The organism is Streptomyces synnematoformans (assembly GCF_039531005.1).
Lineage (GTDB): Bacteria > Actinomycetota > Actinomycetes > Streptomycetales > Streptomycetaceae > Streptomyces > Streptomyces synnematoformans.
In genome coordinates this window covers 1-23,749 of record NZ_BAAAPF010000012.1, presented here as the reverse complement: position 1 = coordinate 23,749, position 23,749 = coordinate 1, and the positions used below count along the sequence as shown (strand labels likewise).

Below are 23,749 nucleotides of genomic sequence, written 5' to 3'. Positions count from 1 at the left end.
GATGAACAAGGTGCTTGTGCTCGTCGGTGATGCGACCGAGGAGTTGGACGCGATGTATCCGATCTTCCGTGTGCGCGAGGCGGGTTACCGGGCGGACGTGGCGGCGCTGACGCGTCGGGACGTGCAGTTGGTGATCCACGACTTCGAGCCGGAGTCGGACGCCTACACGGAGAAGAACGGTCGCAGGCTTCCCGTCGACCTGGCCTTCTCGGAGGTCGATCCGACGGAGTACGCGGGTTTGGTCATCCCCGGTGGCCGTGCTCCCGAGTACATCCGTCTCGACGCGGATGTGCGCCGTATCACCGAGTACTTCTTCGCCCGGGATCTTCCGGTGGGCACGGTGTGCCACGGACCGCAGGTGCCCGCGGTCTACGGCCTGTTGAAGGGGCGCAGGACGGCCGCGTTCGGGCCGCTGGCCGGTGACATGGTCAACGCCGGCGCGACGGTCGTCGACGAGCCCGACGTCGTCGACGGGAACATGGTCTCCTGCCGGGGCTGGCCGGATCTGCCGGAGTGGTCGCGGGCGTTCGTGTCGGTGCTGGAACGCTCCAGCGCCCCGGCCTGACCGCCGCCGCGTGAGCTTCCCCGCGGGCGGCGCGCGCCCCGGTGCCGAGGGACGGACGGTCCGGGTGGCCGGGCGGGAGACCTTTGTGCGCGAGGCGGGTTCCGGCCCGGCCGTCGTGCTGCTGCACGGCTCCGGCCCGGGCACCACGGGCGCGGCGTGGGAGCCTGCCATGGCCGCGCTGGCGCCCGGCTTCCGCGTCATCGCGCCCGACTTCGCCGGCTTCGGCCGGAGCAGCCCGCTCCCGCGCTCGCGGTCCGGCGGGGAGCACCCGTACGGCCGCCGCGCGTGGACGGCGCAGATCCTGGGCCTCCTGGACGAACTGGCCCTGGACCGCTGCGCGGTCGTCGGCAACTCGATGGGCGGGGCCATCGCGCTGTCGGTGGCCCACGCCCGGCCCCGGACGGTCACCCGCCTGGTGGGCATCGGCACCCTCGGGCTCGACATGCCGCTGCCGCCGGGCCTGGACCGGCTCTGGGCCTACCGGCCCGGGCGCTCGGCGGCCCGCGGGCTCCTCGAACTGCTGCACGTCGACGCGGCGTTCCGCACCGACGAGGCCGTCGAGGCCCGTCTGGCCGCCACCCTCGAACCGGGTCCGCGCGAGGCGTTCGCCGCCATGTTCCCGCCGCCGCGCGAGAGATGGGTCCGCGACCTCGCGCTGACCGCCGACGAACTGGCGCAGATCCGGACACCCACACTCCTGGTGCACGGCGTGGACGATCGCGTCGTGCCCCTGGAGTCCAGCACGCTGCGGCTTCTGCGCCTGCTGCCGGACGTACGGGCGCACCTGTTCGGAGCCTGCGGCCACGCCTCACCGGCCGAACGACCGGCAGAGCTGCACCGACTCCTGACAACCTTCCTGGAGGAGCCATAAACGACTTCGCGATCCTGCGCGCACCCACCCAAGTGATCTTCGGCACCGGGATGGCCGCGACGACGGGCCAGCTCGCCGCCGGATACGGCGGCCGGGCGCTGGTCGTCACCGATCCGAACCTCGCCGGATCGCCCGGACTCGACTCGGTGCGCACCTCGCTGCACGAGGCGGGTGTCGACGTGCGCGTCTTCTCCGAAGCTGTCGTGGACGTGCCGGAGAGCACCATCGCGGAAGCGGTCGCGTCCGCCGCGGAGCACCGGCCGGACGCGGTCGTCGCCGTCGGCGGCGGCAGCACCATCGACCTCGCGAAGGTCACCGCGCTGCTGGCGAGCCACCCGGGCCCGCTGAGCACGTACTACCCCGTGGAGTCGGTGCCGGGTCCCGTGCTGCCGCTGATCGCGGTGCCCACCACGGCCGGGACGGGTTCGGAGGTCACACCGGTCTCGGTGATCACCGATGCGAAGACGCGGATGAAGGTCGGCATCGCCAGCCGGCACCTCATCCCCCGGCACGCGCTCTGCGACCCGCTGCTGACCGTGAGCGCACCGCGTACCGTGACCGCTCACTCGGGGATGGACGCGCTGGCCCACGCCGTGGAGTCCTTCATGGCGATCAGCCGGCCCCCGACCGCGTCCTCGGTACTCGCCCGGCCGCAGGTCGGCAAGAACCTGCTCTCCGACACCCTCGCCCTGACCGCGGCCGGCGGCATCTCCGCGAACCTGGCCCGCGCCGTCGACGACGGGGACGACCTGGACGCCCGGTCGGCCATGCTCTACGGGAGCCTGCTCGCCGGCATCGCCTTCGGCAACGCCGGCGTCACCGCGGCGCACGCCCTCCAGTTCGCGGTCGGGGCGGCGACCGGCACGTCGCACGGGCTGGGCACCGGCCTCCTGCTCCCGTACGTCATGGAGTTCAACCGGCCGGCGCGCCGCACCGAGATGGCCACCCTGGCCGGGGCCATGGAGTGCGCCGATCCCGTGACGGCGGTCCACGAGCTGGGCCTGCGGGTCGGACTGCCCGCGTCGCTGGCCGAGATCGGGGTCGAGGCCGGTGACGTCCGCGGACTGGCCGAGGCGTCGATCGGCATCAGGAGGCTCATCGACAACAACCCCGTGCCGCTCGACGTGGACGCGCTGGAACAGATCCTGAGGGCGGCCTGGCACGGCGAGCCGAACCGGCTCAGCACGGCACGCGGATGAGGCCGCGGACCGCGCGCCCGGGGTGTGCGGTCCGCCGCGGGACGCCGGGCCGCGGGCGCCGGCCCTAGGGCCTGTGCCCTAGCGGCGCAGCCGCACCGGATCGCCCGATGCGGCGCGGCGGGCGAGCCAGGCCTCGGTGATGTGCGTGAACATCGCCTCGGCCGCGCCGTCCGGATCGTGGTCGGCGATGCGTTCGCAGATGCGGCGGTGGCCGCGGTTGGACGCGACGCACATGGCGCGCTCGGGCCGGCCCATGTACCGCGCGGTGTTGATGACCTGGCTCTCCAGTGAGCGCACCACGGCGCGGGCGATGCGGTTCTCCGAGGCCCGCATGATCGTGTCGTGGAAGGCGCGGTCGTACTCGGCGTACGTGACGTGGTCTGCCACGAGTTCGTCCATCCGGTCCACGAGCGTGCGCAGCCGGCCGACGACGTCCGGGGTGGCGATCCGTGCGGCCACGTTGGCCATGTCGGACTCCAGCAGCCGTCGCGTGACGACCAGGTCGTCCAGGATGGCCTGGCTGTCGTCCTCCTCGATGGCAGCCCCCAGGACCAGCTCGTCGAGCATGTTCCACCGCGCGGGCGCGGTGACCATGGTGCCGGAGCCCTGGCGGACCTGCACCAGGCCCTTCTCCTGCAGGATCTTCATGGCCTCGCGGACGACGGTCCTGCTCACGCCGAACGTCTCGCAGAGCGCCGGCTCCGGCGGCAGCGGCGTACCGGGCGGATGCACACCGCGGACGATGCGGCCCACCAGCTCGGCGGTGACCGCCCGCGCGAGGTTGGCCGGTCGTTGCACCCAGCCCGGCGAGGCCGAAGTACTCGCGGTGGCGTCCTGCGATGCCGTCATGTTCCCTCCGTCGGACCGCGACCGCTCCCGCCGCGCACCGGCCAGTATACGTGACGGACCCCTTGACCTCATACGTCATACGACTTACGTTTCCGATGCCCGGGGCACACGGCGAGCGAACTGAACCCTCCGGAGAGCGAGCGGCGATGATGCGGACACTGTGCGCGACCACCCTGGTCGCGGCGTTGGTGCTGACCGGCTGCGGCAGCGCGGGATCGGACTCCCCGTCCGGCTCCGCGGACGACGGCAAGCTGGTCGTCTGGGACTGGAAGTCCGGTGAGGAGGACGCCGCCGCGTACGTGGAGAAGGCGAAGGCGGACTTCGCGGCCCGGCATCCCGACGTGACCGTCGAGTTCGTGGCCCAGCCGTTCGACCAGTACTACACGCTGCTCGGCACGGCCATGCAGTCCGGCACGGGGCCCGACGTGATGCTCTTCAACGGCGGCGGCCAGCTCCGTGACCGCGCCGACGACCTGCTTCCGCTCGGCGACCGCGTCGCCGCGGAGCGGCGGCGGCTGGCGGGGTGGGACGCGTTCACCCGGGACGGCACGGTCTACGCGGCGCCGGTGACGCTGCAGGGGCATCCGATCTACTACAACAAGGCGCTGTACGAGGAGGCCGGGCTCGACCCGGAGCAACCGGCGGCCACGTGGGACGAGTTCACCGACGACTGCGCGACCCTCGCCGAGGAGACCGGAGCCAGCTGCTTCTCTCTCGGGAACAAGGAGGGCTACGGCATCCAGTTCTTCCTCTCCGCGCTGGGCTCCGGTGTCCTCGGGCCCGCGGAGTACGACGACTGGATCGCCGGGAAGCGCGACTGGACGTCCCCGCGGGTGCGGCGGATCTTCCAGCTCTGGAAGGAGACCGAGGAAGCCGGTCTCAACAACGGGGGCGCCAACTCGACCGCGCTGTTCAACGAGGCCTTCGCCCGTTTCGAGTCCGGCGACGCGGCCCACGTCGTCGGGCTGATGTCCGACGTCGGCCACTGGAAGGAGTTCGGTGAGCTGCTCGGCGAGGACGACGTCGGCGTGATGCCGGCCCCCCGTGTCGAGGCCGGCGCCGAGCCCAGCCTGCCGTACGACGGAGGCATCGGATACGCGGTCGCGAAGCGCACCGCGCACCCGAAGCTCGCCGTCGACCTGGTGCGTTCCCTGACCTCCGAGGACGCGCTGCGCGCCTTCGCCGACGGCGCCGGTGCGATCGCCTCCGACACCGGGATCGACGTGCCCGGCGGCGGCCCCGCCCTGGCCTCGATCATGCAGGAGGTCGAGTCCGGCAAGCCCGCGCTCCACGTGGCGCTGTCGGCCGGGACCCTGGACCTGATGGGGCGGCTGTCGCAGCAGTTGCTGAGCGGATCGGCCAGCGTCGACGACGCGGTGCGCCAGCTGGCCGACTCCGACCGGGCGGACTGAGCCCGTGGCGCTGGGAGAATCACCGCCCGCGCCGGGCGCCGCCGGGGCCGGACGCGGCGGGGGCGCGGAGCCGGCCCGGCGCGCGCGCAGCGTCCCGGCCCCGCCCCGGTTCGGGACCGGGCGCAACGCCGACCGGCTCGCCCCCTACGTCCTGGTCGCCCCCGCCGTCCTGGTCCTCGTCCTGCTCCGGTTGGTCCCGCTGTTCCTCGGCGTCAACTTCTCCTTCACCGGCGACGGCGACCGCGACGGTGCGGCGGTGGGTTTCGACAACTACACGGAGCTGCTGCGGGACCCGGTCTTCCGCACCGCGCTGAAGAACGTCGGACTGCTGGTGCTGCTGCTGCCGGTCGCGGTGGCGATCCCGGGCCTGCTGGCGACGTTCATCTACCTGCGCGTGCCCGGACACCGGCTCTTCCGCAGCGTCTACTTCTTTCCCGCCGTGCTCTCGCCGGTGATCATCGGAGCGATCTTCAACCTCCTGCTGGCCTTCGACGGCCCGCTCAACTCGGCCCTCGACGGCGCGGGCGTCGGCCCCGTCGACTGGCTCGGCGACCCCGGCATCGCCATGTTCACCGTCGTCGGCGTGCACGTCTGGGCGACGTTCGGCATGGCCCTGGTGGTCTTCCTCGCCGGATTCGCGACGCTGGACGGCACGCTCCTGGACGCCGCACGGGTCGACGGCGCCTCGCTCGCCCAGGTCATCCGCCACGTGATCGTCCCCGGTCTGTCCCGCACCATCCAGTTCGTCTTCGTGACCACGATGATCGGGATGCTGACGTCCATGTTCGGCCTGCTCTACGTGATGACCGGCGGCGGCCCCGAGGGATCCACCTACCTTCCGGAGTACTACATCTGGATCCAGCAGGGGCGGATGAACCGCCCGGCGCTCGCCTCGGCCGCCTCGACCGTCCTCTTCCTCATCATGCTCGTCGTGGGGCTCGCACAGATCGCGCTGCTCCGCCGCACGGGGAGGGAGGACTGATGCGCGGCCCGCGCGCGGGCCGGTGGCTGCTCGCCGCGCCGATGGCCCTCCTCGCGCTGGCGACGGTCTACCCCCTGGTCTTCACCGGGAACGTCGCCCTGAAGTCCCGGAACGACTACATCCGCGACCGGTTCTCCCCGGCCCGCTCCCCGCACTGGGACAACTTCGCCACCGCCTGGACGAACGCCGACATGGCCCGGTACTTCGTCAACTCGCTCGTCGTCGTCACGGCGTCCGTCGCGCTGCTCCTGCTGATCGGGTCGATGGCCGGCTACGCGCTGAGCCAGCTGAACTTCCGCGGCTCCCGCGTGCTGTTCCTGGGCTGCCTCGCGGCGCTGTTCGTGCCCTTCCAGGTGATCATGGTCCCGCTGGCGCGGATGCTGGTCGAGAGCGGGCTCATGGACACCTATCCGGGGCTGGTCCTCGCCTACGTCGCACAGTTCCTGCCGTTCACCGTCTTCCTGATGACGAGCTACTACACCGGCGTGCCCGGCGAACTGGTGGACGCGGCCAGGATCGACGGGAACACGCTCTACGGCGTCTACCGGCGGATCATGCTCCCGATGGGCCGGCCCGCGCTGCTCTCCGTCGGCATCCTCGACACCCTCTTCTGCTGGAACGACGTGCTCATCGCCCTGCTGGTGATGCAGTCCCCCGAACACCGCACGCTCATGACCGGCGTCACCTCGCTCCGCGGCCAGTACTCGGACAACATCCCCGCCTTCGCCTCCGGGGTGCTCATCGCCGCGCTGCCCGTCCTGCTCATCTACCTCTTCTTCCAGCGCCAGATCACCGCCGGCATCACGGCCGGTGCCACGAAGGGATGACATGCGGATCACCGGGTTTCGCACCCTGACGACGGTCCAGGAGTGGGGCAGGCCCGTCGGCGACGCCAACGGCGTCATCGCCGACGGCGCCGTCCCCGTCCCGCTCGTCCTCGTCGACACCGACGAAGGGATCACCGGAGTCGGCCTCGGACCGCACGTCGGGCTGGACGGCGTCTTCGCCGCCCTCGACGGCGAGGACCCGCGCTGCGTGACCGCGCTCTACGACCGCATGCTGCGGCACACGTTCAAGGCCGGCCACGCCGGCGCCGTGTTCGGCGCCGTCGGCGCGTTCGACACCGCCCTGTGGGACATCAAGGCGCAGGCGGCGGGGGAGCCGCTGTGGCGCCTCCTCGGCGGCCGCGACCGCACGGTGCCCGCGTACGCGTCCGGACTCGACATCGGTCTGGACGACGACGGCCTGGCCGCGGTCTACCAGACCTACGCCGAGCACGGCCTGCGGGCGGCCAAGCTCAAGGGCGGCCTCGACGTCGAGCGGGACCGGCGGCGCCTGGAGCTGGTGCGGGCGGTGCTGACCAGGGCCGGACGCGGGCGGCGGCCGGCCCTGATGCTCGACGCCAACGAGTGCTGGGCCCGCAAGCAGGCCGTCCGGCACGTCTGCGAGCTGGAGCGCACCCTGGACCTCACCTGGGTGGAGGAGCCCGTCCGCCGGTGGGACGCGGAGGGGCTGGCCGTCGTCCAGCGGGCCGTGCGCGCCTCGGTCGCCTGCGGGGAGAACCTCACCGGGCTCGACCAGTTCCGCCCGCTGCTGGCGGCCGGTGCCGTCGACATCGTCCAGACGGCGGCCGTGTGGGGCGTGACCCACTTCCTCCGGGCCGCCGCCCTGGCCCACGCCCACGACCTGCCGGTCAGCCTGGTCGGCGACACCCCCGTCGGGCTGCTGCACGCCGCCACGTCGGTGCCCAACCACCTCGTCAGCGAGCTGCAGAACCTCGGCCCGCCCGCCGGCCTCACCGTCGACCTGCAGGTCGCGGACGGCGCCTTCGTCCTCGGTGACACGCCCGGCCTGGGTATCCGGGTCTACGAGGAGCAGATCGCGTTGCGGCGGCGGGCCGCCGGCCCGCCCGCCGGCCCGAACGTCCGGCCGGAGCACGCGGGACGGCGACTGCTCGCCGCGGCCGACGACGGCACCGCTCCCCGGCACCCCACGAACCGCGTTCCACCGCGCCCGGCCAACCACGTACCGCTGACCCCGGCCTCGGGCGCACACCCCCCGCAACCACATGACGAAAGGACGTGACGTGCACCCGCCGTTCACACCGCACCTGAGAACGTCCCCCGCAGCCGCGATCGCGGCCACAGCCCTGGCCGCGGGACTGCTCGCCGCCGTGCCCGCCCCGCAGGCGCACGCCGCCCCCGGGCACACGCTCGTCGTCGCCCCCGCCGGCGCCGAGAGGGCCGACGACGACGGCCCCGGCACCTTCGGCCGGCCGCTGCAGACCCTGGCGGAGGCGCAGCAACGGGCCCGGCAGCTCGCCGCCCGGGGAGACCGGAACGTCACGGTGACCCTGCTGGACGGTACGTACCGGCTCACCTCACCCCTGCGGTTCGGCGCCGCCGACTCCGGCCGCAACGGGCACACCGTCGCCTGGCGGGCGGCCCCCGGGGCGGAGCCCGTGCTCACCGGCGCGGACCCGGTCACCGGCTGGGAACTCGACGACCCCGGCACGGGCATCTACAAGGCGGACGTCGGCACCGGCTTCGACAGCCGGCAGCTCTACGTCGACGGCCTCCCCGCCCAGCGGGCCCGGATGGGGCTCTCCCCGTCGGACATCACGCTGAACGCGGACGGCTTCACCCTCGACAACCCGGACCTGGACCACCTCGCCTCGCTCCCGGACCAGAAGCGCATCGACCTCCAGGCGAAGCTGTCCTTCACCAACCGGTTCTCGCCGGTGGAGAGCATCTCCGGCCGCACGGTCCGCATGCAGCAGCCGGCGTGGGACAACAACACCTACGGGTACGACACGATCCAGTCCCCGTTCCGGAACCCGACGTTCTGGCTGCTGAACTCCAAGAGCTTCATCGACGAGCCCGGCGAGTGGTACCTGGACACGACCGCCGGAACGCTCTACTACAAGCCGCCGGAAGGCCGGCACCCCGCGGACCAGCGCGTCGAACTGCCGCGGCTGGAGACGCTGCTGGAGGTCGGCGGCACCTACGACGAGCCGGCCCGCGACCTGAGGTTCACCGGCATGACCTTCACCGGAACCACCTGGCTGCACCCCAGCACACCCGACGGCTACGCCAACCAGCAGACGGGCTCGTTCCTCACCGGCGTCCAGGCGCACCGGCCCGACGACGCCTTCACCTCGTGCGCCGTCGGCTGCAAGGGCTTCGAGGGCGCCCGCAACGGCTGGGCGCAGGCACCCGCCGCCGTCCAGGTCTCGGCGGCCGAGGGCATCTCCTTCGAGGACAACACCTTCGTCAACCTCGGCTCGGTCGGGCTCGGCATCGGCAACGACGCCAACGCGCACGCCACCGGCGTCGGGCTGGGCGCGCACGACGTGTCGGCCGTGGGCAACACGTTCACCGCGAGCGCCGGCGGCGGCATCGTCGTCGGCGGGGTGCGCCCCGACGCGCACCACCCGTCCGACGAGCGCATGACCAACCGGGACATCCTGCTCGGCGACAACACCATCCGTGCCACGGCTCTGGAGTACCTCGACCAGGACGGGATCTTCGCCAGCTACGTCACCCGGCTGACCGTCGAGCACAACGAGGTCTCCGACATGCCCTACACGGGCATCGGCATCGGCTTCGGCTGGGGGGCCAACGACCCCGGCGGCAGCCCCGAGTACGTCAACCGCGGGCTGTACGACTTCCAGCCGATCTACGACACGCCGACGACCCTGAAGGACGTCCGCGTCGAGGGCAACCACGTGCGCAACGTCGTGCACACGATGTTCGACGCGGGCTGCGTCTACACGCTCTCCGCGATCCCCGGCGGCGTCGTCGGGGAGAACTTCTGCGAGCGGAGCGGGCAGTTGGGGCTGTACTTCGACGAGGGCTCCCGCTACGTGACCGCGAACCGCAACGTCCTGCTCGGCACCGCCGGACAGTGGGCACACGCCAACATCCAGAACGGCAACCTCACCGGCGACCTCACCCTGACCGACAACTACGCCACCAACCCGGCCATCACCGGGATCGTCGACGGCCAGCGCGGCAACACCGTCCGGGGCACCGTCACCTTCAACCCCGGCGACGTCCCCGCCGGCGCCCGGGAGATCATCTCCGGCGCGGGCCCCAGGGGCTGAACACCCCGGCAGCGTCCCCGAGGCACCTCACAACCGCTGCTGGACATGCAGAGGAGCATCCCTGCGCCGCGGCTTCCCCCCCTCGACCGATGGGGGGAAGCCGCGGCGGTCGCTCGCCTACTGCGGCGGGTTGTCGTAGCAGGCTCTCCGTATGTCGTAGAACCAGTCGAGGTAGTCGGAGTGCGTGTCGCGGCCCATGACCCTCAGGAAGGAGTCGTCCTGGGTCCGCATGCTGGTGAAGTTCGCGCTTCCCGTGTAGACGCGCGGCACGATGTCGTCGTCGTAGAAGCCGTCGATCATCATGATCTTGGTGTGCGGCTGCACCTTCTCGGCGGCACCGGATCCCGTGGAGGTGAAGCGGCAGGGCGTGGCCTGGATCTGCTCGAACGTCGGCGCGGTGCCGCGGGGCGGCGGGTTGAGCGCCTGCACGATCTGCGGCGCGGTCACCGGTTCCCCCTCCTTGGTGGCGGCACTGTAGACCACGTCCACCCAGCAGCCCTGCCGGCGCAGTTCCCGCAGTTGCTTGGCGATCCACAGCCGCCAGGTGTTCCACTCGCTCATCACGATGCGGATGTCCGTCTGGCGCCGGACGCCGTCCGCGTCCTCGTAGTGGCACTCGACCAGCTTGAGGATGTTGACGATGGTGTCGCCGGAGCCGATGGGCGTGCTCGCGTTCTGCTCGTCGGGCTGGTGCCGGGGGTAGAAGTGGGCCCTGTACGTGGAGCCGGTGGGGCCGGCCCAGAAGTAGTCCGTGTTCCGCACCATGGACCGCAGGTCCGCGAAGTAGCGTCGGTAGTCGGCGTACACGGACGCGTCGCTGAGGGTGAAGGCGTCGTTGTACGAGTTGGTCTCGTACCAGGACGACAGGTTCGACGAGGTCTGCCAGGCCACGTGCGCGTACTCGGCGCCGTCGACGACGACGCTGGAGAACGTCGCGAACTTCATGTGCGCGCGACGGGACGCGATGCATCCGCGTCCCGTCGGACAGGTGATGATCTCCGAAGCGGTGTTGCCGCTGAGCAGGATGGCGAGGCTGATGGCGCTCTCGACGTCCGGGCTGGCGTGATCACCGTTGAGGAGCACCCTGACCTGTACGCCGCGGAGGATCGCGTCCGTCAGCGCGGTGAGCGCCTCCGACGACTTGCCTTCGTCCGCGAACTGGAACATGGCCAGGTCGATCTCGCCGTCGTCCGGTGTCGCCCTGATCAGGTTGATCAGCTGACTGATCACCGCCTCGCGCTGCGCCGGGCCCTGCGTGGGGTCGTTGAACACCGGCCCGTCGAGCACCGGCGCCGCCGCCGCGGCGCGCGTCCCGCCGCCGGCCCGGGCCTCGGCGGCGACGGCACCCTGCGGCACGAGCAGGCTGAGCAGCAGCAGGAGCGGGAGGATCGTCTGTCGCGGACTGCGCATGGGTGGTTCTCCTCTCGTTCGGCATAAGGGCGGGGGAACCGCACCCGCCGGGGCAGAGGGGGCAGGTGTGGTCGGCGGAGGGGCGCAAGCGCGGGCGTGCGGGTCCGGCGCGGCGGGTGGCGAGCGCCCGGCACGCCGGGGTGTGAACCCCGGCGTGCCGTCCCCCGATGCCCCCGTGGCCGTGGCTTCAGGCCAGGTACCAGCCGCGCCAGCCGCCGCTGAAGTAGCTGTACCAGATGTTGCCCGCCCGGGTGAGAACCTCGATCTGGCGCTGGCCGTTGCCGTTGCGGTAGCAGTTCCACGTGTTGTCCGCCCGGCCGTTGTTCGGCATCCGCTTCCAGCCGCCGCTGTTCGGCCAGGCGTGCCAGATGGTGCGGCTCGGGGCGATGACGAAGGCCTCGCCCCAGGGGCAGTCCGCGACGGCGGTGCCGGGCATCCGGCAGCCGTAGTAGCCGAACCGCAGGGTGGTCTCGCCGGGATTCGACGGCGAGCAGGCGGCGGCCGGGCGCACGTCCTGCGGTTTGGGCTGCAGGGCGTGCGCCGAGGCGGGGGAGACCAGCGCCGTGCCCAGCGCCAGCCCCGCCGATAACGCGAGAAAGGTCTTGTTGTTGCGCACTGTGGGGGCCTCCTCAGGTGGCCGAGCCGTCCGGCAGGGAAGAACGAACGTACGTTTCCTGCGGCCCGGTGCGCGTCCCGCAGGGGGTTGAGCTTTGCGCCACAACCCCCGTGGCAGCCCGGCCGGGCTGCAACGGCCGTGGTAGTCCGCGGGCCTGATGCCGCCTCAGGCCAACGCGGCTAGGCTGCGGAGATGCGGATGCTGCGCGTCTCCGTACTCCGGCACCCCCTGGCGGTGGACATCGCGCTGGCGCTCGGATTCCTGGCGTGCGCGCTGCTGCTGGGCCGGCAGCGGCCCAGCGAGGGGTATCAGCCGCTGACCGTGTCGGGCTACGCGCTGACCGTGCTGGTGAACCTGGCGGTCGCCGCCCGCCGGCTGGCACCCGTTGTGGTCACCGCGGTGGTGTGCGGGCTCTGGGCGGTGTACGTGGCGGCCGGCTTCTGGCCGGCGGTGAACAGCCTGGCGTCGCTGCTGGCGCTCTACACCGTGGCGGCCGAGCGGCCGTTGCGCGCCGCCGTCGGGTGCGCCGCGGGGGTGGGCGGGGTGTGGGTGTACGGCGGGGTCGTCAGCCCGCGGGGGTCGATGTCGGCGGTGGTCGTGCAGGCCGTCGTCTTCTCCGCCGTCATGATCCGGTTCGGTGCGGCGGCCAGGGAGTCCGCGGCGCGCGGGGAGCGGCTGGCGGAGCTGGCCGGGCAACTGCGCCGCGAGCGCGACGAGAAGGCCCGGCGCGCGGTCGTGGAGGAGCAGACGCGGATCGCGCGGGAGCTGCACGACGTGACCGCCCACCACGTGTCGGTGATCTCCCTGCAGGCGGGCCTGGCCCGGTACGTGCTCGCCCGGGACCCGGACACGGCCCGCCGGGCGCTGGAGACCATCGCGGCCACCAGCGGCGAGGCGCTGGACGAGATGCGCCGGATGCTGACGCTGCTGCGCGCCGGTGGCGGCGCGGGCGGTGTGGACGGGGTCGGTGTGGACGAGGGCGGCGGCGCGGCTCCCTTCGCGCCGGTGCCGGGCCTGCGCCGGCTGGACGAGGTGCTGGCACGGGTACGGGCCGGGGGCGTGCCGGTGGAGCTGGTGGTCGAGGGCGACGTACGGCCGCTGCCGCCCGGCGTGGAGCTGTGCGCGTACCGCGTGGTGCAGGAGGCGCTGACCAACGTACTCAAGCACGCCCGGCCGGCCAGCGCCGAAGTACGCCTGACGTACCGGCCGTACGCCCTGGAGCTGCGCGTCACCGACGACGGCCAGGGCGCCGATCCGGCCACTGTGGCGCCCGGGACGGGCCACGGCTTGATTGGCATGAGGGAACGCGCGAAGCTCTACGGAGGGGCCGTGACCGCCGCCCGGCGCCCCGACGGGGGCTTTGAGGTCCTGCTCAGCCTGCCGACATCGGGAGGGCAGCGCTGAGCGGACTCGGCGGGGGAGGGGGCAGCCGCCGCGATGGCGATCAGGGTGCTCGTGGTCGACGACCAGTTTCTCGTACGCGCGGGCATCACGGGACTGCTGGGTGCCGCCGACGGCGTGGAGGTCGTGGGCGAGGCCGCGGACGGCGCGGAGGCCGTGGCCGAAGCGGCAAGGACCCGCCCCGACGTCGTCCTTATGGACGTCCGCATGCCGGGGATGAACGGCATCGAGGCGACCGAGCGGATCCTCGCGGAGGCCCCCGAGCCGCCCCCGCGGATCCTCGTGCTGACCACCTTCGATCTCGACGAGTACGTGTACCGGGCGCTGCGCGCCGGGGCGTCCGGATTCCTGCTCAAGGACATCGGGCCGGAACGGCTGCTCGCCGCGGTGGCCGCGGTGGCGGGCGGCGACGCGCTGTTCGCGCCGAGCGTGACGCGGCGGCTGGTCGAGGCGTTCGCGCGCAGCGCCGGCGCGGACGCCCTGCACCCCGCGAGGGCGCTCCCCCGGGGCCTCGACGAGCTGACGGCCCGGGAGACGGAGGTACTGCGGCTCACCGCCCGCGGGATGTCGAACGTGGAGATCGCGGAGCGGCTGTTCATCAGCGAGGCCACGGTCAAGACGCACCTCAACCGGACGATGGCGAAGCTGGCCCTCGGCAGCCGCGCACAGGCCGTCGTCGTCGCCTACGAGAGCGGCCTCGTCGCCCCGGGCGGCTGACCCGCTGAAGGAGCGGGTCCCGGCCGCCGTCCCCGCGGACGACGGGCACCCGCCCCGGCCGGGTGGGTAAACGGTTCAACGTTGTCGTCCACCGGCGGGCCTGTCAGAGGTATTGACCGTGGACTGAAACCGTTTTAACTTCCCTTTCACTCCGCAACTGCAGCCGAGGAGGCTCCCGTGGTAGCGATGCTGCGCGAGCGCTCAGGGCGACCGACGGTGCGCCACCGTTCGCGACACCCGTCAGGCGCTCCATCCAAGCGAAAAGGCTTTCACAGGCGCCGCAGTTGGACGCTGTTCCTCCTGATGATGCCCGGGCTGGCGTACTTCCTGGTCTTCCAGTACGGCGCGCTGGTCGGCAACGTCATCGCCTTCAAGGACTACGTGCCCTTCGAAGGCCTCTGGGACAGCCCATGGGTCGCTCTGGACAACTTCCAGCGGATGTTCGAGGACGCCGCGTTCTGGGACTCGGTGCTCAACACCCTGCTGATCTCGGTGCTCCAGCTCGTCTTCTTCTTCCCCGTCCCGCTCGCCCTCGCGCTGCTCCTGCACAGCCTCACCTGGAACACCCTCCGCCGCTTCGTGCAGTCGGTGGCGTACCTGCCGCACTTCCTCTCATGGGTGATCGTCGTCGCCCTGTTCCAGCAGGTCCTCGGCGACACCGGCATGCTGAACAGCTACCTGGGCGACATCGGGCTGCACACCGTCGACATCATCGGCAACCCCGACGCCTTCAAGCCGCTGGTCGTCGCGCAGGTGATCTGGAAGGACGCCGGGTGGGGGACGATCATCTTCCTCGCCGCGCTCTCGCTGGTCGACGAGCAGCTGTACGAGTCCGCGGCCATCGACGGCGCGGGACCCTGGCGGCGCTTCTGGCACGTCACCCTGCCCGCCATCCGCCCGGTCGTCATCCTGCTGCTCATCATGCGCCTCGGAGAGATCCTCTCCGTCGGCTTCGAGCAGATGCTGCTGCAGCGCGACGCGGTCGGCCCGGAGGCCGCCGAGGTCATCGACACCTTCGTCTACTTCCAGGGCATCGTCGGCGGCGACTACGGCTATGCCGCGGCCGCGGGCCTGTTCAAGGGCGTGGTCGGTGCCGTGCTCGTGTACGCGGCGAACAAGGTCGCCCACCGCCTCGGCGAACAGGGGGTCTACAAGTGAGAACCCGAGCCGTCCGGCCCGGCTGGATGGAGAAGCCGAAACCCCTCACCCAGGCCGCCAAGGCCCTGGCCCTCGTCGTCGTCGTGCTGCTGGTCTGCGTGCCGTTCCTCGTCATCGTGTCCACCTCGCTCGCCTCCCAGCGCGAGGTGGTCGACAACGGCGGCTGGGTGCTGTGGCCGCAGGATCCGACACTGCAGGCGTATCGCGACATCCTCGACGGCGGCATCGTCACCCACGCCCTCGGCGTCAGCGCCGGCGTCACCGTCGTCGGCACCCTGCTCAGCCTCACCTGCACGGTGACCCTCGCCTACGCCCTGGCCCGCCCCGGCGTCTTCGGCGGGAAGCCGGTGCTGCTCCTGATCCTGTTCACGTTCCTCTTCCCGCCCGGCATGATCCCCAACTTCCTGCTCGTCAAGGAGCTGGGACTGCTCGACAGCTATGCCTCGCTGATCCTGCCGGTGCTGATCAACGTGTTCAACCTGGTGGTGTTGCGCGCCTTCTTCCAGGGCGTCCCCGAGGAGCTCTTCGAAGCCGCCCGGCTGGACGGCGCCGGGGACCTCCGCGTGCTGCTGATGATCGTGCTGCCGCTGTCGAAGGCCGCCCTCGCCGTCGTCGGCCTGTTCTACGCCGTGGCGTACTGGAACGCCTGGTTCTATGCCTCGCTCTACCTCGAAAGCGACCACTGGCCGCTGCAGCAGGTGCTGCGCACCTACGTCATCGCCGGCACCGGGCTCACGGACACCACCACCGGAGAGGCCACGGTGAACGCGCCGCAGACGATCCAGATGGCCGTCCTGGTGATCGCCACCGTGCCGATCCTGCTCGTCTACCCCTTTCTGCAGAAGTACTTCACCAAGGGCGTGCTCACCGGCGCCATCAAGAGCTGACACCGCCACCCGACCCCAGCCAGAAAGGTCACTCCCTCATGACCGGAATGTCCAGACGCGCCGTACTGTCCTCGATGGGCGCGGCGGGCGCCGCCGTCTCCGTACCGGGGCTCCTGACCGCCTGCTCCAGCAGCTCGGACGGGGGCGACACCGCGAACGCGGGCAAGGAACTCGCCCCCTGGCCGGCGTACCGGCCGGCGCCGGGCGCCAAGCCGGATCTCCCCCCGACCGATCAGGGGGTCCAGCCCGGCTACACCTCCTATCCCGCCGACCTGACCAGCTCGGTCGCCCGCACGCCGGGCGACGGTTCCACGGTGCGGGTCATGTCCGTCACCTTCGGCACACCGCCGAAGGAGGCGGCGCAGAACCGGTTCTGGCAGGCGATCGAGAAGGCGCTCGGCGTCAAGGTCGAGTTCACGATCATTCCGCAGACCGACTACCAGCAGAAGATGGCGACGGTGATGGCCGGCGACCCGGACTCGCTGCCGGACATCATCAACGTCTTCACCGGCTTCGTCCTGCCCCGGGAGGCCGAGTTCGTCCAGCGCCGCGCCCAGGACCTGACGCCGTTCCTGTCGGGCAAGGCCGTCAGGGACTACCCCAACCTGGCCGGCATTCCCACGCACGCCTGGCGCGACATGGGCCGCATCGGCGGGCGCATCTACGGCGTCCCGCTGGAGCGCCCGGTGACCGGCAGCACGCTGTGGCTCAACCAGAAGCAGTTCACCGACGCGGGGATGGCGGAGGGGTGGACCTCCGACGACTTCGCCGCCGTCGCGAAGGGGGGAACCCGCGGAAAGACGTATGCGCTTGGCGCGTCCGCCGACTCGCTGTTCGGCAACGCGGTGCACTCCGCCGCCCACAACGCTCCGCAGCGCTGGGCGGTGGACAAGGACGGCACGTTCCACGCGAACTACACCGACGAGCGGTTCAAGGCGTCCGTCGCCTTCCAGGCGCAACTGCGCAAGGACGGCTACTACCACCCTGACGCCACCTCGCTGTCCACTCCCGACCTGGAGACCCTGTTCTACAACGGCACTGTCGGCTCGATGCAGAACGGCTTCGGCGCGTACCAGCACCTCTACGCCGACGCCGAGGGCCTGATGTCCCCGGCGCCCGCGCTGCCCTACAGCGTGGCCGGAACCCCCGGCGGACACGTGGCCGCCCGCCGCTCCTTCGGCTACACCATCCTGAAGAAGGCCAAGAAGGAGCGCATCGAGATGCTCCTGCGTCTGCTCGACTACCTGGCCGCCCCCTTCGGCACGAAGGAGTGGGAACTCACGCACTTCGGTCTTGAGGACGTGCACTTCACCCGCGGAAAGGACGGTTCGCCGCAGCCGAACAAGCTCGGCGAGGTGGAGAACAACACCAACCTTCCCTTCAAGTACCTGGCCGAGGCGCCCCAGGTGCTCTTCCTGCCCGGCCGGCCCGATGACGTGCGGGCCCTGCACGCCTGGCAGCAGAAGGCGGTCCCGGTGACGATCCGCGACGCGTCCTACGGACTGCAGTCGCGCACGAACACCAGGCGGGGCACCACCCTCCGGGCGTCCATGGATGACACCGTCACCGCGGTCATCGCCGGGCGCGCCTCGCTGTCCGACTACGACGCCGCGGTCGAGGAGTGGCGTTCCGGCGGCGGCGACAAGATGGCCGAGGAGTACGCCGAGGAACACGCCGCCCTCACGTGAACCGGCGCGGCAACGGCGGCACAGGCGGATACGGGAACGGACGAAGGGGACGGGCGGCGGGATGGCGACGAGAGGGCGCGTCACGATCCGGGACGTGGCAGCGCGGGCGGACGTGTCTGTGGCAACGGTCTCGCGCGTGCTCAGCGGCAGGCACCGCGTTCCGCCGGCCACTCGTTCCCGGGTGCTGCGCGCGGCGCGCACCCTCGGCTATGTCGCCAACGTCCACGCCCGTGCCCTGGCCGGCGGCGGCCGCAAGCTGGTGGCCGTCGTCCTGCGGCAGGTGACGAGCCCGTTCTACGCGCAGGTTGCCGAAGGCGTGGAGGCGGAGGCCGCCGCGCAGGGCTGGCTGTGCCTGGTCGGCGCCACCGGCGGCGACCCCCGCCGGGAGACGGAGGTGATCCAGCTCATGCGCGAGGAAGGAGCGCGCGTGGTGATCCTCGTCGGCGGGATCGTCGAGACCCCCGCCTACCGCAAGCGCGTCACCCACTACGCCGAGGTGCTGGACGCCGCGGGCTCGCGCCTCGTGCTGTGCGGCCGGCCGTCGCCCGACCCCGACCTGCCCGCGCTGGTCGTCGAGTTCGACAACGAGGCCGGGGCCAGGGCGGCGACCACCCACCTGCTGTCGGCCGGGCACCGCCGGATCGCGTTCCTCGGCGGCCTGCCGGGCAACACCGCCATGGACGCCCGGGTCGCCGGCTACCGAGCGGCCCTGGCGGCGCACGGCCTGCCGCCCGAGGCCGCCCACGTCGTCGACTGCGGGCTGGGACGGACCGCGGGACTGCACGCGACGACGGCGCTCCTCGCGGACGGGCCGCGGTTCACCGCCGTCTTCGCCGGAGACGACATGGTCGCCGCCGGAATCCTGCGGGCCGTCGCCGACGCCGGCCTGAGCGTCCCCGACGACCTGTCCGTCGTCGGCTACAACGACATCCCTCTCGCCAAGGACTTCCATCCGCCCCTGACCACCGTCCGTACCCCCGCCGAGGAACTGGGCCGCGCCGCGGTGTCCCTCGCCCTGCGCGATCCGCGGGAGACGCCGGGCACCCGCCACGTGCTCGCCACCCACATCGTCATACGCGACAGCGTCGGCCCGCCCCGTCCGATCACATGCGGCGACACACACGGAGGACACCACCCGGTATGACCGCCACGCGACCGCCGGCCGGCCCCGGCGTCCCCTCGGCCCCCGACCCCCGTACGGCCCCGATCACCGGCTACACCAGGGCGCACTGGGAGAGCGCGGCGGACACCCTCCTCGCCGCCCTCCTCCCCTACGCCTCGCCCGGCCTGGCCCAGTACGGCCTCCCCGGCCGGCCCGGCCACTCCGGCCCCTGGTCCGACGGACTGGAGGGGTTCGCCCGTTCCTTCCTCCTCGCCGCCTTCCGCATCGCCGGCGCCGGCGGAACCGACCCGCGCGGCAGCACCGCCGTCCGCGACCTCATCGAGCGCTACGCCACCGGACTCGCCGCCGGCACCGACCCCGGCCACCCGGAGCACTGGCCGCCGATCACCGACGGCGCCCAGTCCATGGTCGAAGCCGCCTCCGTCGCCATCGCGCTGCACGAGACCCGCCCGTGGCTGTGGGACCGGCTCGACGGCGCCGTACGCGAGCGGGCCGCCGACTGGCTGGGCGGATTCGTGGGAGCCACCGTCAACGACTCCAACTGGCGCCTCTTCCAGGTCGTCACCGAGGAGTTCCTCGCCTCCGTCGGCGCGCCGCACAGCCGCGCCGAGATCGACGCCGGCCTCGCCAGGCTCGACGACTGGTACCGCGGCGGCGGCTGGTACACCGACGGCGACGGAAGGAAGTTCGACTACTACAACGCCTGGGCGATGCACCTGTACCCCGTGCTGTGGGCCCGCATCGCCGGGCGCCGCGCCGACCGCGGTCTCGTCGCCACCCACCGCGCCCGGCTGCGCGAGTTCCTCGGCGCCCACCAGTACTTCTTCGGCTCCGACGGCGCGCCCGTCCACCAGGGCCGGTCGCTGACGTACCGCTACGCCGTCGCCGCCCCCCTCTGGGCCGGCGCCCTGGCCGACGCCACGCCCCTGCCGCCCGGCCGCACCCGCCGGCTGGCCTCCGGTGCCCTCAAGCACTTCGCCGACCGCGGCGCGCCGGACGCCGAGGGACTGCTCAGACTCGGCTGGTACCGGCCGTATCTCCCGCTCACCCAGCGCTACTCCGGACCCGCCTCCCCGTACTGGGCGAGCAAGGCGTTCCTCGGCCTGCTGCTGCCCGCCCGCCATCCGGTCTGGACGGCCACCGAAGAGCCGGGCCCCGTCGACACCGCCGACCGCGTCCTGGCCCTGCCCGCCCCCGGCTGGCTCGTGCACTCCACCTGTGCCGACGGCATCGTACGGCTGGTCAACCACGGCAGCGACCGGCTGCCCCCGCCGCCCGCCGCCGCCGAGGACAACCCCCACTACACCCGGTTCGCGTACGCCAGCGCGGCTGCGCCGGAGACCCCACCGGCCGGCGGGGTCCGCGGACCCGACAACCAGATCATGTTCCTGGACGCGCCGGGGGCCTCCGGGCGCGGCCGCATCCAGCCGCTGCGCGTCGGCGGACGCCAGGCGGCGTCCTGGCACACCCCCGTCGGGCAGGAGCCGTACGGAGCAGACTCGCGCGTCACGACCGTCAGCGTGGTGCACGGTCCCTGGGAGGTGCGCCTGCACCGCCTCCGGGCCCCGGCCGGCACCGCCGTGCGCGAAGGCGGCTGGGCGGTGGCCTGCGACAGCGTGCCGCCCACCGCGGAGAGCGGCGCGGGCTGGGCGCTGGCCCGCCGCCGCGACGGCCTGACCAGTGCGCTGGTCGGCCTGCTCGGATGGGAGGACGACGGCACCCCGGCCCCCGGCGAGGTGGTGCACGCCCGCGGTCACAACGCCTACGGTGAGCACTCGGCGACGCCGGTTCTCACCCTGCCGCCGCACCCGGGCGGCACGCGCCTGCTCGTCACCCTGGTCGTCCTCACGGCCGATCCGCGTCTGTGCCGCGACACCCGTGCCCTGCGCACCGGCACCCGCGCCCGGCAGGCGCCGGACGGCACCGTCGAGATCCGTTTCCCGGACGGCACGGTCGAGCAGGTGCGGGCCGCTGTCCTCACCGCCGGCCACACGGCGGCGGAGCCCCGGTAGAAGCCCGGCGACGGCCCTGCGCGGTATTCCCCGGACGGGCCGGGATCGGCCGGGCGCGGAGCCGGCGCGTCACGCCGTGCGGTCGAGGCGGGCGAACTCGACACGGTGCGCGAGGGGAGCGCCCGTGTGCAGCCGTTCGGCCTCGTCCACGACGGCGGCTCCCAGGCGCCGCAGTTCGTTGCCCTGGGATCCGGCGATGTGCGGGGTCAGGATGGCGTTGGGCAGGTCGAACAGCGGGGAGTCCGCCGGCAGCGGCTCGGGGTCGGTCACGTCGAGCACGGCGGTGAGACGACCGGTGGCGAGCTCGCGCACCAGTGCCTCGGTGTCCACGAGGCTGCCGCGGGCGGTGTTGATCAGCGACGAGCCGTCCGGCATCAGGGCCAGCCGCGCCGCGTCGATCATGCGCCGGGTCTCGGGCGTGGCCGGGGCGTGGACGGAGACGATGGAGCTGCCCGCGAGCAGGTCGTCCAGACCGGACTTCCGCACCCCGAGGCTCCGCGCACCCGCCGCGTCGACATACGGGTCGTAGAGAAGAACCTCGAAGTCGAACGGCCGCAGCAGTTCGATCACGCGCCGCCCGACGGCGGAGGCGCCGATGATCCCGACGCGGCGCCCCATGTTGCCGACCTCGCCGAGGGCCGGGCCCGGCATCCGGTGCCTGTCCGCACCGTGGTGCTCCCGCGCCGCGAAGGCGCCCTTGCCCAGCAGCAGGATCATGCCGAGGGTGTACTCGGCCACCGGCAGCGCGTTCTGCGCGGCGGCCGACGACACGGTGAGACCGCGCGCTCTGCTCTCCGGCGGGAGCAGCCACTTCACCGTCCCGCCGGTGTGCAGGACCGTGCGCAGCCGCGGCAGGGCGCCGAGCGCACGGTCGTCCAGGGGCGGGCACCCCCAGCCCGTCACCAGCACCTCCACCTCGGGCAGTCGTGCGCGGGGCCCGGGATCACCGAAATCCGTGACCACGCACGCGGGATCGATGTCGAGCAGCTCCCGCAGCCGGGCCAGCAGGTCCGGCGGGAAGAGCAGGGGCAGGTTCGGTGCATCCATGGCGAACAGGGCCGTGGGGCGCCGGCTCATCGGGTGAACCCTTCTAGTCCGTGGCGGAAGCTTCGCCCACGTGCGGGCGGACCGAGTTGCGGACGACGATGTGCGTGCCCAGCAGCACGTGCTCGGCGGACCCGGGCGTCTCGCTCTTCAGGGCGAGCCGCACGGCGGTGCGCCCCAGCTCCTCGTGCGGGACGTGGACGGTGGTGAGGTCGATGTCGGCGGACGGGGGGAGGTCGTCGAATCCGACCATCGACACGTCCTCGGGGACGCTCAGCCCCCGTTCCCGCAGCGCCGCGCGCGCGCCCGCGGCGAGCTGGTCGTTGCTGGTGAAGACGGCGGTGAAGTCCCGGGGCCCCGCGTCGAGCCGCTCGCGCATCATGCGGTAGCCCTCGCGCCGCTCCATCGTGCTGTCGACCTCCAGCGCGGGGTCGTGCGGTACGCCGTGCGCGGCCAGGGCGGCGCGGTAGCCGGCGATCCGGCTCTCCGGCGTCGTGTACCCGGCCTGCCGCCCGAGGAACAGGATGCGCTTGTGGCCCGCCGAGAGCAGGTGGCTCGTAGCGGCGAACGCGCCGCCGTGGTTGTCGTACTCGACCACGATGGCCGGCACGTCGGGGCCCAGCGGCGGGCGGCCGCACAGGACCAGCTGCGAGCCGGCCACGGCCAGGGCGCGGGCGTAGCCGACCATGCGCGCGTGGTAGGCCTCGTCGGGATTGATGTTCCCCACCAGGATGACGGCCTCGGCGTGTTCTTCGCGCAGCAACTGGATCGCGGCCAGCTCTCGCTCGGGATCTCCGCCGGTGGTGCCGACGGTGCAGAGCCTGCCCGTACGCGCCGCCTCCTCGTGCACCCCTTGCGCCACGTGTGCGTAGTGCGGAGAGGTGACGGTGTTGACGACGATGGCCACGCTCTTGGGCCGCACACCCGCGAGTCCCCGGGCGTGGGCGTTGGCCACGTAGTCGAGTTCGCGTACGGCCCGCATGACCTTGCTGCGCGTGGCGGGGGCATTGGGGTACGTGCCGGAGAGGATGCGGGAGACGGTGGCGACCGAGACGCTGGCACGTCTGGCGACGTCCCGGATCGTCGCGGGACGGGGCCTTCCGTCGCCGGACACGTCCCGACGAGGCATCCGACCTCCCTGCGTCCCGTTTCGGCGCCTCAGCATGTTAACCGCTTGAGGCCGATGATGAGCCGATCGGTGTGCGACGTCAAGCACGCGCGGCGGATCGCTCCGAGGCGACCGGAGGCCGCGAGGTGACGCGCCATGACCAGGGGAGTCATCAGTCGGCTCATGCGCCACACGCATCCGGGATCCGCCACTCTTGACGTGACCCCTTCATCGTGCTTGCATCCCAGACTGTGTAAACGGTTTAACTCACGCGCCAAGGCGAGCCCGCGCGGCCGGGGACACGAGGGCTCGCAGAACGAACCGGACCACGCCCTGCCGGCCGTGCGAACAACCCCCCACGTATACGAGCATGAGGAGTTCTCATGGAGCACAGGCACAGGCGTCGACGCAGGTTCCGCCGGGCCGGTGCGGCAGCGGTGGCGGTGGCCGGAGCGACGGTCCTCGTCGTCGCCCTCGCGCAAGCGGGCACCGCGTCCCCCGGCACCGGCGGCGCCCGGGACGCGACCGCGGCGGCGGCCGCGCGTCCGATGGAGAACCTGGGGCGCGGGGTCGTGGCCGTGCGGTCGGACAGTGACAGCGTC

Annotated in this window: 20 protein-coding genes and 1 pseudogene; 16 read left to right on the top strand and 5 right to left on the bottom strand. The window is 72.3% G+C overall.

Going from position 1 to position 23,749, the window contains the following annotated elements; translation table 11 throughout:
- Position 1: 1 nt before the first annotated feature.
- Genes ABD317_RS04630 through ABD317_RS04620 form a run of 3 tightly spaced genes read left to right on the top strand, consistent with a single transcriptional unit; the run spans position 2 to position 2,635 of the window.
- Entirely contained in the window at positions 2 to 565 is a 564-nt protein-coding gene (locus tag ABD317_RS04630; RefSeq protein WP_027751803.1) for a DJ-1/PfpI family protein, read from the top strand.
- A 10-nt stretch (positions 566 to 575) separates the two neighbouring features.
- Positions 576 to 1,436: an alpha/beta fold hydrolase gene (locus ABD317_RS04625; RefSeq protein WP_344288075.1), complete on the top strand. Its 861-nt coding sequence runs from the start codon at positions 576 to 578 to the stop codon at positions 1,434 to 1,436.
- 32 nt (positions 1,437 to 1,468) lie between these two features.
- On the top strand, positions 1,469 to 2,635 hold the full coding sequence (locus tag ABD317_RS04620) for an iron-containing alcohol dehydrogenase (RefSeq protein ID WP_344288074.1): 1,167 nt from the start codon (positions 1,469 to 1,471) through the stop codon (positions 2,633 to 2,635).
- 78 nt (positions 2,636 to 2,713) lie between these two features.
- Here ABD317_RS04620 and ABD317_RS04615 read toward each other — a convergent pair whose 3' ends face one another.
- Entirely contained in the window at positions 2,714 to 3,484 is a 771-nt protein-coding gene (locus tag ABD317_RS04615; RefSeq protein WP_344288072.1) for a FadR/GntR family transcriptional regulator, read from the bottom strand.
- Positions 3,485 to 3,630: 146 nt separating this feature from the next.
- Between ABD317_RS04615 and ABD317_RS04610 the strand changes: the two genes are divergently transcribed.
- From ABD317_RS04610 to ABD317_RS04590, 5 genes are all read left to right on the top strand, one after another.
- Positions 3,631 to 4,896, top strand: coding sequence for an ABC transporter substrate-binding protein (locus tag ABD317_RS04610; RefSeq protein ID WP_344288070.1), 1,266 nt, complete (start codon positions 3,631 to 3,633; stop codon positions 4,894 to 4,896).
- 151 nt (positions 4,897 to 5,047) lie between these two features.
- Positions 5,048 to 5,878 carry a carbohydrate ABC transporter permease gene (locus tag ABD317_RS04605; protein ID WP_344288117.1) on the top strand — a complete coding sequence of 277 codons (831 nt, stop codon included), beginning with the start codon at positions 5,048 to 5,050 and terminating at the stop codon, positions 5,876 to 5,878.
- The gene (locus ABD317_RS04600; protein WP_027751797.1) at positions 5,878 to 6,705 is read left to right on the top strand and encodes an ABC transporter permease subunit; all 828 of its coding nucleotides are present in this window, start codon (positions 5,878 to 5,880) and stop codon (positions 6,703 to 6,705) included. Before ABD317_RS04605 ends, ABD317_RS04600 begins: the two co-directional genes overlap by 1 nt.
- A 1-nt stretch (position 6,706) precedes the next feature.
- Positions 6,707 to 7,963: a mandelate racemase/muconate lactonizing enzyme family protein gene (locus tag ABD317_RS04595; protein WP_344288065.1), complete on the top strand. Its 1,257-nt coding sequence runs from the start codon at positions 6,707 to 6,709 to the stop codon at positions 7,961 to 7,963.
- The gene (locus ABD317_RS04590; RefSeq protein ID WP_344288063.1) at positions 7,947 to 9,983 is read left to right on the top strand and encodes a right-handed parallel beta-helix repeat-containing protein; all 2,037 of its coding nucleotides are present in this window, start codon (positions 7,947 to 7,949) and stop codon (positions 9,981 to 9,983) included. The genes ABD317_RS04595 and ABD317_RS04590 overlap by 17 nt, the downstream gene beginning before the upstream one ends.
- Before the next feature lie 117 nt (positions 9,984 to 10,100).
- On the opposite strand, the gene ABD317_RS04585 is transcribed toward ABD317_RS04590, so the two are convergent.
- Both ABD317_RS04585 and ABD317_RS04580 read right to left on the bottom strand, forming a co-directional pair.
- Positions 10,101 to 11,393, bottom strand: coding sequence for a phospholipase D-like domain-containing protein (locus ABD317_RS04585; protein ID WP_344288061.1), 1,293 nt, complete (start codon positions 11,391 to 11,393; stop codon positions 10,101 to 10,103).
- A gap of 187 nt (positions 11,394 to 11,580) precedes the next feature.
- Positions 11,581 to 12,009 carry a hypothetical protein gene (locus ABD317_RS04580; RefSeq protein WP_344288059.1) on the bottom strand — a complete coding sequence of 143 codons (429 nt, stop codon included), beginning with the start codon at positions 12,007 to 12,009 and terminating at the stop codon, positions 11,581 to 11,583.
- 192 nt (positions 12,010 to 12,201) lie between these two features.
- Between ABD317_RS04580 and ABD317_RS04575 the strand changes: the two genes are divergently transcribed.
- The 7 genes from ABD317_RS04575 to ABD317_RS04545 all read left to right on the top strand — a co-directional run bounded on the left by ABD317_RS04575 (position 12,202) and on the right by ABD317_RS04545 (position 20,995).
- Positions 12,202 to 13,413, top strand: coding sequence for a sensor histidine kinase (locus tag ABD317_RS04575; RefSeq protein WP_344288057.1), 1,212 nt, complete (start codon positions 12,202 to 12,204; stop codon positions 13,411 to 13,413).
- 33 nt (positions 13,414 to 13,446) lie between these two features.
- Positions 13,447 to 14,127: a response regulator gene (locus ABD317_RS04570; RefSeq protein ID WP_344288055.1), complete on the top strand. Its 681-nt coding sequence runs from the start codon at positions 13,447 to 13,449 to the stop codon at positions 14,125 to 14,127.
- Positions 14,128 to 14,430: 303 nt separating this feature from the next.
- On the top strand, positions 14,431 to 15,285 hold the full coding sequence (locus ABD317_RS04565; RefSeq protein ID WP_344288053.1) for an ABC transporter permease: 855 nt from the start codon (positions 14,431 to 14,433) through the stop codon (positions 15,283 to 15,285).
- 26 nt (positions 15,286 to 15,311) lie between these two features.
- Entirely contained in the window at positions 15,312 to 16,172 is an 861-nt protein-coding gene (locus tag ABD317_RS04560) for a carbohydrate ABC transporter permease (protein ID WP_344288115.1), read from the top strand.
- A 38-nt stretch (positions 16,173 to 16,210) separates the two neighbouring features.
- A complete protein-coding gene (locus tag ABD317_RS04555; protein ID WP_344288051.1) occupies positions 16,211 to 17,860 on the top strand; it encodes an extracellular solute-binding protein in 1,650 nt (549 codons plus the stop codon).
- A 61-nt stretch (positions 17,861 to 17,921) separates the two neighbouring features.
- Positions 17,922 to 19,004, top strand: coding sequence for a LacI family DNA-binding transcriptional regulator (locus ABD317_RS04550; protein WP_344288049.1), 1,083 nt, complete (start codon positions 17,922 to 17,924; stop codon positions 19,002 to 19,004).
- Positions 19,001 to 20,995: a DUF2264 domain-containing protein gene (locus tag ABD317_RS04545; protein WP_344288047.1), complete on the top strand. Its 1,995-nt coding sequence runs from the start codon at positions 19,001 to 19,003 to the stop codon at positions 20,993 to 20,995. The genes ABD317_RS04550 and ABD317_RS04545 overlap by 4 nt, the downstream gene beginning before the upstream one ends.
- 69 nt (positions 20,996 to 21,064) lie before the next feature.
- Here the strand turns inward: ABD317_RS04545 and ABD317_RS04540 are convergent, their stop codons facing one another.
- Together ABD317_RS04540 and ABD317_RS04535 are read right to left on the bottom strand one after the other, a co-directional pair.
- Positions 21,065 to 22,072, bottom strand: coding sequence for a hydroxyacid dehydrogenase (locus ABD317_RS04540; RefSeq protein ID WP_344288046.1), 1,008 nt, complete (start codon positions 22,070 to 22,072; stop codon positions 21,065 to 21,067).
- A gap of 13 nt (positions 22,073 to 22,085) precedes the next feature.
- Entirely contained in the window at positions 22,086 to 23,168 is a 1,083-nt protein-coding gene (locus ABD317_RS04535; RefSeq protein ID WP_344288044.1) for a LacI family DNA-binding transcriptional regulator, read from the bottom strand.
- Between the two features lie 362 nt (positions 23,169 to 23,530).
- Here ABD317_RS04535 and ABD317_RS04530 point away from each other — a divergent pair.
- Positions 23,531 to 23,749 (top strand): annotated as a pseudogene (locus ABD317_RS04530) (hypothetical protein); the annotation flags it as partial.

Excerpts from the sequence above, each read along its gene's own strand:
- ABD317_RS04630 (WP_027751803.1), top strand. The coding sequence starts at position 2 with ATGAACAAGGTGCTTGTGCTCGTCGGTGATGCGACCGAGGAGTTGGAC.
- ABD317_RS04615 (WP_344288072.1), bottom strand. The coding sequence starts at position 3,484 with ATGACGGCATCGCAGGACGCCACCGCGAGTACTTCGGCCTCGCCGGGC.
- ABD317_RS04610 (WP_344288070.1), top strand. The coding sequence starts at position 3,631 with ATGATGCGGACACTGTGCGCGACCACCCTGGTCGCGGCGTTGGTGCTG.
- ABD317_RS04600 (WP_027751797.1), top strand. The coding sequence starts at position 5,878 with ATGCGCGGCCCGCGCGCGGGCCGGTGGCTGCTCGCCGCGCCGATGGCC.
- ABD317_RS04595 (WP_344288065.1), top strand. The coding sequence starts at position 6,707 with ATGCGGATCACCGGGTTTCGCACCCTGACGACGGTCCAGGAGTGGGGC.
- ABD317_RS04590 (WP_344288063.1), top strand. The coding sequence starts at position 7,947 with ATGACGAAAGGACGTGACGTGCACCCGCCGTTCACACCGCACCTGAGA.
- ABD317_RS04585 (WP_344288061.1), bottom strand. The coding sequence starts at position 11,393 with ATGCGCAGTCCGCGACAGACGATCCTCCCGCTCCTGCTGCTGCTCAGC.
- ABD317_RS04575 (WP_344288057.1), top strand. The coding sequence starts at position 12,202 with ATGCGGATGCTGCGCGTCTCCGTACTCCGGCACCCCCTGGCGGTGGAC.
- ABD317_RS04570 (WP_344288055.1), top strand. The coding sequence starts at position 13,447 with ATGGCGATCAGGGTGCTCGTGGTCGACGACCAGTTTCTCGTACGCGCG.
- ABD317_RS04565 (WP_344288053.1), top strand. The coding sequence starts at position 14,431 with ATGATGCCCGGGCTGGCGTACTTCCTGGTCTTCCAGTACGGCGCGCTG.
- ABD317_RS04560 (WP_344288115.1), top strand. The coding sequence starts at position 15,312 with ATGGAGAAGCCGAAACCCCTCACCCAGGCCGCCAAGGCCCTGGCCCTC.
- ABD317_RS04555 (WP_344288051.1), top strand. The coding sequence starts at position 16,211 with ATGACCGGAATGTCCAGACGCGCCGTACTGTCCTCGATGGGCGCGGCG.
- ABD317_RS04550 (WP_344288049.1), top strand. The coding sequence starts at position 17,922 with ATGGCGACGAGAGGGCGCGTCACGATCCGGGACGTGGCAGCGCGGGCG.
- ABD317_RS04545 (WP_344288047.1), top strand. The coding sequence starts at position 19,001 with ATGACCGCCACGCGACCGCCGGCCGGCCCCGGCGTCCCCTCGGCCCCC.
- ABD317_RS04540 (WP_344288046.1), bottom strand. The coding sequence starts at position 22,072 with ATGAGCCGGCGCCCCACGGCCCTGTTCGCCATGGATGCACCGAACCTG.
- ABD317_RS04535 (WP_344288044.1), bottom strand. The coding sequence starts at position 23,168 with ATGCCTCGTCGGGACGTGTCCGGCGACGGAAGGCCCCGTCCCGCGACG.